Here is a 9,752-nt window from a genome sequence, read left to right as displayed (position 1 = left end):
AGATCCCTTTCTTCTTGGTTCACCCCTCACTTATGAGGGTTCGCCTGTTTTATTTAGCAAGGCGGTGTTCAAGAGATACCATATGGAGGGGGAGAGAAGGACACTTGGTGGTCGGGTCAATGCCTCGCTTGGTGTGCCGCTCATTAGTATGCTCACATATAAAGGCCTAATACCAATTAAAAAGTCCATAACCTATCCGCTCTCTGGTGAGATAGGAATAAACAGGGACCTATTCTGGTCAATAAGAATTGCAAAGAAGTATGGTGTTGAGACAACGACTCTGCTTCAGTTGTTCGGCAAAGATGAAAAAGGTGAAATTAAGCTTCCCGAAGAGAGCTTTGTGCTGGTAGATCTCGGTATCAATATGGACCAGCCGCTGGCTGAGGGCAAACCTTCGAGAGAGGTTCTCCAAGGGGTAAGGAGGATGTCAGAGGATATCATCTCTTCCACCTTTCAGGTTATGGGTAAGCAGATCAAAGGGGCATGGGGGACTTCCGACGAATTTATGAAGATGTTTAGGGAATTCCAGCGACACAGCATAGAGAGGTGGATGCAAGCACATGATACCAGGCTTATAACAGGAGGGATAAGCCCTGAAGGATTAAGAAGAACGGTATATGGTGTTATAAAAGAGCATGTCGATAATCTCTTTTTAGAGGAGGGCCTTATAGCACCCTAGTGACGAAGGGTTTATACCGCCTACAAACGAGATCAGAGATGATATGGGAGACAGATTTGATAAGCTTAGAGAAAGACTGATAACCAAGAAGGAAAGGATCTATCCAGAGAAAAAGGATGAGTGAAAGAAACCCTCATGAAGTACAGCCCAAGGGGGCGGGATAGAAATACAGGAAGGATAAATTATGCACTATAATACGGCCCTACGGGCGTATACGTCCAAGCGAATTGAGGAGATAGAATCCGCGGATATCCTCATTGGGATCTCTTGCTACAATAATGAGAGGACCATTGCCCACGTGATCCAAATGGTCACCCACGGTCTGGCCAACCATTACAAAGACCGAAGATGTGTCATCCTTATTGCCGACGGGGGTTCTACAGACGACACCCGGGAGGTAGCCAAGGAATTTGAGATCAAACCCTGGCAGGAGAAGCTTATCTCTATCTACAGGGGGCCGGCGGGCAAGGGGACAGCCCTGAGGTCTGTCTTCGAGGCGGCTGAGCGGCTGAGAGTTCGGGCATGCGGCGTGGTGGATGCGGACATCAGGAGCATCACCTCAGATTGGGTGAAATACCTCCTTGATCCCGTTTTGGAGAAGGGGTACCAGTTCGTCGCCCCGGTTTACCTCCGACACAAGTACGACGGGACCATTACCAACAACATCGTGTACAACCTCACCCGCGCCCTGTACGGCAGGCGGATTCGACAGCCCATTGGGGGGGACTTCGCCTTCTCCAGGGACGTGGCGAAGTTCCATATCGAGCAGGATGTGTGGGAGACCGACGTGTCCCGATTTGGGATTGACATCTGGATGACCATCAATGCCATCACCCAGGGCTTCAGGATTTGTCAGTCCAACCTGGGGGCCAAGATCCACGACGCTAAGGACCCAGGTTTCCACCTGGGGCCGATGTTCCGCCAGGTGCTCTGGACCATCTTTTCTCTCATGGAGCGTTATGAGAGTTACTGGAAGGGTGTCCAAGGGAGCGAACCCGTGGAAACCTTCGGATACGAGGGTTACGTGGAACCTGAACCCGTGAAGGTGGATCTGGAAGGGATGATCCAACATTTCAAGGTCGGCTTCCAGCAATTTTCGCCTCTATGGAAAGACATCTTTTGCAAGAAGTGCTTTGCAGAGATCCAGAAGGCCACCCGCCTTGACCCCCAGGAGTTCCACCTCTCCACCAATGCCTGGATCCAGATCCTCTACGAGCTGGCAGCTACCTTCCACGCCTGGAGTGTCAACCGCAACAAATTGATTGACTTGGTGACCCCGCTCTACTACGCCCGGGTGGCATCCTTTGTGCGGCAGAGTTGGGAGATGTCATCCCAAGAGGCCGAGGCCCTGGTGGAAGAGCAGGCCCTGAGGTTTGAGGAACATAAGGATTACCTCATCAAGGTGTGGGACAAGAAATCTAGGGGAATATCGAAGTAGAGAATTAAGTCAAATGATCAAAACTTTACTATGGACGAAGATACTTCGTAAAGAAATTTTTTGCGAAGAAAGGCCTGGAGAGGCTTAGCAACTCGTTTATGCAATCGTGCGCCTGTGCTATGTAATTATATTTCTTCCTCTTTCATATAGACCGTTGTGATGGGAAACGGAATGACGATGCCTTCTTTATTATAGCGTTCATGTAGTCTCTTTACAAATTCATGTTTGATAAGATATTGACCAACGTATTCCTTGGCACGCAGAATCACGGTAAAGTTAATACTGGAATCGGCAAAGGTATGATAACGAATAAACGGCTCAAATTCAGGAACACCTCCTTCAACTTCCCTCATGACCTCTTTTCCCACCTCAATAGAGACCTTTTCCACTTTTCTGAGGTCGCTGTCGTAACTGACACCGATTTGTACCAGGACTGACATTTCCTGTTGGGGCTGATAATAGTTTATGATAATGGCAGAGGCCAGCTTGGAATTTGGAACGATGATCATATTGTTCGGGAGTGCTCTGATGGTTGTATTGCGCCAGCTTATGTCTGTAACATAACCCTCTTCACCTGTATCAAGTTTTATATAGTCTCCTGGCCGTACCTGTTTTGATGCAATGATTTGGAGCCCAGAAAATAGATTAGCGAGCGTAGGTTGGAGGGCCAAGGCAGCAGCAAGTCCGCCGACACCCAAAGCAGTCAGTATGGGGGTAATAGATATACCAAGGGATTGCAGTATAACCAATATACCGATAAGGAAGACCAGTAGTTTTGTTAAGTTCATGAATATTGACGTTGAGGGTAGAGGCACATCTTCTCTCTTGATATAGAGATTAACAAAACCAGCCGCCATCTTCGTTAAAGCTATTGTTGCTGAAAGGATAACAACGACTAGGAGAATCTTCTGGAGATTACTCATCAGGGTTGGGCTTATCGAGATACTAAGGACTGCGCCATAGATACCGGCAATGACCGACCAAATGATAATCATGCCGCGCAGGGAGTTGATGACAATAATATCACCTTTCCATTTGGTCCTTTCGGCTATTTTCTTAAGTTTCTTGAGGACAATTTTTTCAATGATTAGTCCAACAAGAAATCCGCCTATGACATAGGCAAGTGGTAATACCAATTGTGTGATTTTTAGAGACTCATTCATTATATAAGCCTCCTTATTGTGTTGGCACGGCTTGTTGCATTACGCTTTGTGTGCTTGCAAGCTGCGAATATTAAAGTAATCCCGCCCTGGCGGTAGGTCCTCTTTGCGAAGCTCCGCACTCCCGCGGGTATGCTTATACCATCTTAGAGAAGAAACCTCAATCTAAATCATTCCACTTCACACGAGAGAAAATTATCACAGTGATGAGAGCATCTCAGATAATTTTTTATAGGGACCTCTGAATATATTCCCAGAAGGAGTTCAAATTTTCTTTTTTTGCCACGATATCAGGGATTGTGGGGTTTATTCTTTGATTGTGAGAGAAGGGGGAAACTCCAGCTTGGGGAAGGCCTCACCCTTCAACATCTCCTGTCCCCTTTTTGCCTTATCAATTTTTTTCTTTAGCCTTTTAAGCTCCAGACGGAGCTTAACATTGGTCAACAACCCCCCCACTGCACCGATGATGATACCCAGCAACACAGTTACCAATACCACAGTAAAGAGAGGGACGGTAAAAGGATCTATTAATCCGTAATAATGGATCGTTACCTCTTCTGCATTTTGCAGTGAAAAGGTGACGGTGAGGAAAAAGATAAGTATGATGAGAATGATTTTAACCAGTCTCATGAGCTAAAAGTCTTTAATGGACTAAGAGTTTACTCTTTCTCTTCCTTTTTCTTTCGGGCCCTTGGCTCTTCCTTGCCCTCCTCAGTGCCTCTCACAGCCGCCTCCATCTTGTCCAGGATATCGGCCGTCTTAATACGCAAGGAATCGGTGGTTTTGATAATGCTGTCACCTATCTTGGTGAAAACATCGGCCTGCTTCTTCAAATCGGCTATCGCCCCCGCCTTTTGATAGGCGCCGATGGCGATAATTAAGGCGATGACGGCAATAATTATTGTTAAGGCTTCCATGGCCTATTACCTCCTTTCCCTATCCAGTAGTTTGCAATATTTTTATGCTGCTCAGCCCACTTAGCTCTTTCTTACAGGTTCAATTGCAAATATAGAATTTTTTATCGGCGGTTGCAAACCTTTTTTCACAAAAAATTTCCTCAAGTACCTTTTCTGCGTCAGTTTCGCAGGATAAATTTTTCCTAATTACCTCCAAATTCAAATTATCTCCACCCGTAGTCCCTCAGTCTTGGGAGGGTGGGCTTCAAAGGGCCTCTTGTCCCCGAGCGAAGTTGCTGGGAGCGGTGGGGTACCCACCGAGGGTGAGCAGGAAGGGGAAAGCCCCGCCTTTAGAGCGGGGAAGGGGCAAGTATTCCCCGCCTGCGAACCCCCAAAGGGTCACCGCGAAAGCTCTGAAGCGAGGGGATAAGAAGCCCTCCTCCCCCTGTAAGTGAGGCTTTATCTCCACCCCCACTTTTTGAATATTTTATGTGCCTTGTTTATGATATTATTAACCTTTTAAAAGTCCTCTTTACTATTTGGGATATATACTGGTCGCGAACTAGCGCGTGGTTAAGAAAAGTGCTAAGATTTGTAGAGTAAAACCTGTGGACGCATGATCTTATATGGTAGAATTTCTCTTTTCTGATCATCAGAAAAATTAACCCACATGCAAATGTGACAAAAGCATCCGTTAGGGAGGCAAATGATGGAGGAAACAAACCTTGTATTCATGCTTATCGTATTGGTGGTGCTCTTGGGCTTTTCAGCCTTTTTTTCGGGTTCTGAAACAGCCCTTATGGCCATCAGCAAACTGCGCCTAGGACATTTGGCTGAAACCATGCCCGTGAGGGCCAAACTTGTCGAGCGTGTATTGAAAAGACCTGAACGGCTTATCGGGACCATTTTGCTGGGAAACAATCTGGTCAATGTCGCTATGTCGGCCATTGCCACGGCGCTGGCGATATCTTTTTGGGGGCAAAAGGGGATCGCTTACGTTACAGTTATATTAACCCTTGCTATTCTGATCTTTGCCGAGATTACCCCCAAAGTCTATGCCAAATACTTCAATGAAAGGGTGTCGTTTATCACTGCCCCCGCGCTTAATGTAATCATGACCCTTTTTAATCCTGTGATCGTGGTGATCACTTACATAACCAATAAGATTTTGTATCTCATAGGCCTGGATGTTGCCAAAATAAAGAGACCCCTGTTCACTGAGGCTGAAGTCATGACCTGTATTAAGATGGCGTGGGATGAAGGTGCTATTACCGCCGAGGAGAGGAAGATGCTTTCAAGGGTCTTCACTTTGAACGACAAGACCGTTGGGGAGGTCATGGTACCCAAAGAAAAAATGAATGTCCTCCATGTCGATGCACCTATGGAAAAAATTATGAAGACAATTTTGAAGACCGGCAATTCCCGTTTTCCCGTCACCAAAGGAAAGGACTTGGATATTGTAGGTTTCATACATACCAAAGATTTTTTTAAGCTGATCGATGCCAAAAGGTCCATTTCTATAAGAAAGATTCTAAGGCCCCCCTACTTTGTTCCGGCCGATAAGAAAATCGATGCCCAACTCCGCAGCTTTCAGGCCAAAAGACTCCATCAAGCGATTGTCTTAGACGCCGGAGGCAAGGTCGCAGGTCTGATTACTTTGGAAGACATCTTAGAAGAGTTGGTAGGGAGCATCAGGGATGAACACGACTTCACCTAAGAAGCTTCTAGGCTAATGCTCTTTTAATACAGCAGAAGTCTCTACTATGTTTAATTCTTAGTCTCACCATTTTACTTGTCTACTTTCTAGTGTTGCAATTTTGTCTAACGTTCCCAGCACTTACGACGTTGCGACCAAAGGGAGCAATGTCCCGAAGGGCAAGGATTGAAAGTCTGAAGCATATATGCTGGTATATGAAGTGCGGTTTCTTTTTTATCCTTCCAATGCTGAGCTCAATTCTTTAATGCTCTTAAATCTGTATTTTTCAAATTCTTCCTGGTCAACTCTTATGAATGACCACTTCCTCCCCGATAAACCCGTAGCATCCTTGCACCATTTTTTTATCCTTTTGTCCTTATGCCAAACATCAACATCTTCCCTACCTTTTGTCTCAATAATTAATCGTTCGCTCTCGTCAATTGTCACTACAAAGTCGGGGTAATATAATCTAAGGTTATCCTTTGAATCTTTATACTCTACAAAGAACCCTATTTTGGAAACGATTTTACTGAAAGCCTCTACATCCTCAGCTCCATCTAAAAATTTGGCAAAATCTACCTCAAAATCGTTATCACATGGCACATAGTTAAAAATGCATCTATTGGCAGGATAAACCAATTTTGACCATACAAAAGGTCTCGTATCCGAGAGCTTTATGGTATCCCTCTTTTCAGGCTCTCTTTCAGTGAAAGTCATATCTCTGAATGCATTTACAAACAAGTTGATCAATCGTTCCTGAACATCAGGAGAACTCAATTTGTAAAGAACTCTGGGGTCTTCAAGGTCAACTTTCTCAGTAAACAATTTTCCCTCAACGTATCTTTTTACAACCGGATAAAAACTGGCAAAAGCACCGCCAATTTTCAGTTGCTTAAGTATCTGGTCCGTATAATAGGCAATTACGCTTTTAGAATCCTTAGGTACAGGTAAATCCCATTTTCTCTTTATAACTTCCATCCCCTTGAGCATGTCTATCGCCACATATTCCATCTCTAAGACTTTATTCTCTAAAGGAACAGCCAAAGAAGGCAAATTATCGATCTCTGCTTCGCCTAAATAAAATTCTCTTATGAGAATCCTTGGACTCAAGATTGGTATTTCAATATCCTTATTCAATTTATTCTCATCGACGAATATTGTGGTTAAATTAAGCGACTTCCCGGTGTCAAATTCGGCAAACTTTATCCCTTCCTGGTTTTCTAATTCCTCAAGAATATCTATCAGTCCTGGAGGCCCAATGACTTCGAGCACATTTACGGATTTGTCTATATTTGCATCCTCCTCTGGAAACATTTTCCTTAAGCCTCTTCCAATAACCTGTTCCGGGAGCACCTTTCTTTTTGAAGTATAAGACCTCAATCCCACAATCACATTTACATTTCTCACATCCCATCCCTCGTTTAACATCAATGTACTTACTATTGCCTCGTAGGGATTTTTTTCATGGTCAGAGTCATCAATAGTCTTTGCAAACTCTCTTGCCTTGGGCAAGTCTGCTTTTTTTACCTCTCCAGTACTGTCTGTATGTATTAGTAATACTTTATCCTTAAGGTCTGGAACAGCAGAGTTCACATAACCAAATATTTCGTCTGCCTCCTTGTTCTCAGGGCATTGGAAGAACAACACGGGTTTCTTTGATAATGGCTTTAGCGTATCTTTGTATTCTCGCCATCTTCTTATCCCAGCATCAATCCATGCTCTATATCTCTCAACCGCTTTCGTTGAGGCAATCTCCTCGGCATTTTTTACCATACCTTTTAAAGGCAATTTAACAATGTTCATTTCAATTGCTTCTTTAAGAGAGAAATCCACAATAATCCATGGGAATAAAGCCCCGGTTTCGGTTTTAGGCGTAGCCGAGAAATCGAGTTCCATATTTATGCCTTTGCCATATTGAGAAGCAAGATTTTTGTTAAGACCTAACAGTATCTTTTTCCACGCCTTTTCAAAACTGTAGATGTGATGGGCTTCATCTTTCAAAATCATTATATTGGAACAAGATGTCAAAACCTCTCTTATTCTGTTCTCCTGATAGATATCAGAAACATTATATACCTCTGGCAATTCCATAACTTTATCTACATACTCTTCTACTTCTTTCTTTTTGCTCTGCCTTTGTTCTAACTGCTGAATATTGGTTAAGAATAGCACCCCCTCGGGAATAACATGAATTGGGTCCTTCTTAAGGATCACCTTCAGGTCAAAATCCTCCTGCCATTCAGGTGGAACAAGCGGCAATTCTCTGAATATTTTTCCATCCTTGAAGTCTCTTATGAGTCTGTCATAGATGACATTTTTCTCACCAGCGATAACCAGAAACTTTGAGGTATAATCGTCTTTGTTTTCTCTCTTATGATGAAAGTAAGACCAAACTGTCGCTAACGCCATCACAAAGGTTTTACCCGAACCTGTCGCCATCTTGAAAGCATAAAGAGGGTATTGGTCGTAAGAGGGGTCATAACCTTGAATGGGACCAGCGCCAAAATCCCTTGCCATGTCTATGAAGTTGCGCTTTTCCATTGCTTCATAAACATAAATCAGCGTTTCAATCGCTTCTCTTTGACAGAACCAGAAATCGAAAGGCTCACCATCTACAATATGGTCTTCATTAAACCAAAATTGCAACAAACGGCGGGTGGTGTCTGTCGTATTGGGATAGCCGTCTTCTCGCCAGGTAATTACTGCCTTACGAAGTTCATTAACTAAATATGCCTTGCTTGGGCGTCTTTGGTCTGGATGTAAAAGTTCGGTTGGTTTCATTTTGTATATCCTTCCCTTATCAGATAGTCTCTTATCTCTCTAACAAATTCCTTTGCCCAGCATAGAGCTTCTTTTGCGGCTTCATCATCTATCTCAGGAGCAAAACTGTAATCACCTATTAACCGCTTTTCAAAAGTCTTGCTCAATCTCTTGCCCATTTTTGGCTTAAAGATACCTGTCTTTACAAAATGCTCGCCAAAAAGTGAGATAACGCTCCTATGAGAGGAGAACTTCAACTCCTTGGTTAAGAGCAATGCCTCTGTTACATAAAACATGGCATAGTAAGAGCGGGAGACTGAAGTATCAACATCTCCTTCTTTCAGTAAAAGTTCCGCACTTTTTATTGCCCTTTCAGCCCTCTGGATTAAAGTTTCTATCTCTTTCATATCTTTATCCCTTCTGTTTTGATGTAGTGATACAATGGCCAGGTCGAATTTCTAATCTCTTCATCAGACAAAGGATATATTGAGATCAATTCGCCCGTTTCCAGCATTAAGTCATAGAGTATATCGTATATCTTGTCTATTTCTCTTGACTTATCTACCCTGCCTTTGAGCACCACAGCAATATCTATATCGGATTCCTTTGTCGCATTATTTCTAGCAAAAGAGCCATAAAGAATAATGTCCACAAGACGATCGCCGTAGATTTTTGTAACAAGATTCCTTATCTGCGGCAGGAGATGTTCTATCTCTCTTATCATTTTATTGCCTTTCAGTTTATCCTCACCTTTCTACCTGTGCATTGAACGCAGACAGGCAAAACCTTATTTGTGTCATTCCCAAAGACATCCACAACTTTTGTCATTATCTGATATTCTCCCGCGTCTTCGTATTTGTGTATAGCCTCATAATCTACTTTCGGATTCTTCTTTACCCTGAAACTCTGCCACTGATTGTGGAAGGTGTCGCCTTTATAATCCCAGTCTATAGCCCAGTAATCTATGAGTTCTCTTGAATCTTTTACTTTGCTCGCTATTTCGGCAAGCGAGGGTGTGTCAAAGTTAGTTGAAATTTAGGGTAGCGGCCCCTAAAATGGTAACAATTTTATTTTGTTAAAAACTTTTGAAAGGAGGGGCCGCTGATGAAGAGGGTATTATGAG

General features: G+C 43.6%; 9 protein-coding genes (1 of these 9 running past the window's edge). 3 read left to right on the top strand and 6 right to left on the bottom strand.

Going from position 1 to position 9,752, the window contains the following annotated elements:
• Both JRI46_11380 and JRI46_11375 read left to right on the top strand, forming a co-directional pair.
• Window positions 1-679, top strand: the 3' portion of a protein-coding gene (locus JRI46_11380) for a hypothetical protein (protein MBW2040169.1). 338 nt of this gene lie to the left of the window's left edge; the window shows 679 of its 1,017 coding nt (coding positions 339-1,017); its start codon lies beyond the left edge, outside the window; the stop codon is at window positions 677-679.
• 184 nt (window positions 680-863) lie between these two features.
• Window positions 864-2,117: a glycosyltransferase gene (locus tag JRI46_11375; protein MBW2040168.1), complete on the top strand. Its 1,254-nt coding sequence runs from the start codon at window positions 864-866 to the stop codon at window positions 2,115-2,117.
• A 125-nt stretch (window positions 2,118-2,242) separates the two neighbouring features.
• Here the strand turns inward: JRI46_11375 and JRI46_11370 are convergent, their stop codons facing one another.
• From JRI46_11370 to JRI46_11360, 3 genes are all read right to left on the bottom strand, one after another.
• A complete protein-coding gene (locus JRI46_11370) occupies window positions 2,243-3,280 on the bottom strand; it encodes a mechanosensitive ion channel family protein (GenBank protein MBW2040167.1) in 1,038 nt (345 codons plus the stop codon).
• Window positions 3,281-3,583: 303 nt separating this feature from the next.
• Window positions 3,584-3,907 (bottom strand): LapA family protein, encoded by a 324-nt coding sequence (locus JRI46_11365; GenBank protein MBW2040166.1) that lies wholly within the window; start codon window positions 3,905-3,907, stop codon window positions 3,584-3,586.
• 29 nt (window positions 3,908-3,936) lie between these two features.
• Complete coding sequence (locus JRI46_11360; GenBank protein MBW2040165.1) at window positions 3,937-4,194, bottom strand: hypothetical protein; 258 nt, start codon at window positions 4,192-4,194, stop codon at window positions 3,937-3,939.
• A 685-nt stretch (window positions 4,195-4,879) separates the two neighbouring features.
• Between JRI46_11360 and JRI46_11355 the strand changes: the two genes are divergently transcribed.
• A complete protein-coding gene (locus JRI46_11355) occupies window positions 4,880-5,890 on the top strand; it encodes a DUF21 domain-containing protein (protein MBW2040164.1) in 1,011 nt (336 codons plus the stop codon).
• A gap of 213 nt (window positions 5,891-6,103) precedes the next feature.
• Here JRI46_11355 and JRI46_11350 read toward each other — a convergent pair whose 3' ends face one another.
• From JRI46_11350 to JRI46_11340, 3 genes are read right to left on the bottom strand one after another with little or no spacing between them, the layout of a single operon-like run.
• Window positions 6,104-8,650, bottom strand: coding sequence for a DEAD/DEAH box helicase family protein (locus tag JRI46_11350; GenBank protein MBW2040163.1), 2,547 nt, complete (start codon window positions 8,648-8,650; stop codon window positions 6,104-6,106).
• Window positions 8,647-9,036 (bottom strand): HEPN domain-containing protein, encoded by a 390-nt coding sequence (locus JRI46_11345; protein MBW2040162.1) that lies wholly within the window; start codon window positions 9,034-9,036, stop codon window positions 8,647-8,649. Before JRI46_11345 ends, JRI46_11350 begins: the two co-directional genes overlap by 4 nt.
• On the bottom strand, window positions 9,033-9,353 hold the full coding sequence (locus tag JRI46_11340) for a nucleotidyltransferase domain-containing protein (protein MBW2040161.1): 321 nt from the start codon (window positions 9,351-9,353) through the stop codon (window positions 9,033-9,035). Before JRI46_11340 ends, JRI46_11345 begins: the two co-directional genes overlap by 4 nt.
• Window positions 9,354-9,752 lie beyond the last annotated feature (399 nt).

The sequence above is a fragment of the Deltaproteobacteria bacterium genome (assembly GCA_019308925.1).
Lineage (GTDB): Bacteria > Desulfobacterota > B13-G15 > B13-G15 > RBG-16-54-18 > JAFDHG01.
This window is presented reverse-complemented; position numbering and strand designations above follow the sequence as displayed.

Excerpts from the sequence above, each read along its gene's own strand:
- JRI46_11375 (MBW2040168.1), top strand. The coding sequence starts at position 864 with ATGCACTATAATACGGCCCTACGGGCGTATACGTCCAAGCGAATTGAG.
- JRI46_11340 (MBW2040161.1), bottom strand. The coding sequence starts at position 9,353 with ATGATAAGAGAGATAGAACATCTCCTGCCGCAGATAAGGAATCTTGTT.
- JRI46_11350 (MBW2040163.1), bottom strand. The coding sequence starts at position 8,650 with ATGAAACCAACCGAACTTTTACATCCAGACCAAAGACGCCCAAGCAAG.
- JRI46_11365 (MBW2040166.1), bottom strand. The coding sequence starts at position 3,907 with ATGAGACTGGTTAAAATCATTCTCATCATACTTATCTTTTTCCTCACC.
- JRI46_11360 (MBW2040165.1), bottom strand. The coding sequence starts at position 4,194 with ATGGAAGCCTTAACAATAATTATTGCCGTCATCGCCTTAATTATCGCC.
- JRI46_11370 (MBW2040167.1), bottom strand. The coding sequence starts at position 3,280 with ATGAATGAGTCTCTAAAAATCACACAATTGGTATTACCACTTGCCTAT.
- JRI46_11355 (MBW2040164.1), top strand. The coding sequence starts at position 4,880 with ATGATGGAGGAAACAAACCTTGTATTCATGCTTATCGTATTGGTGGTG.
- JRI46_11345 (MBW2040162.1), bottom strand. The coding sequence starts at position 9,036 with ATGAAAGAGATAGAAACTTTAATCCAGAGGGCTGAAAGGGCAATAAAA.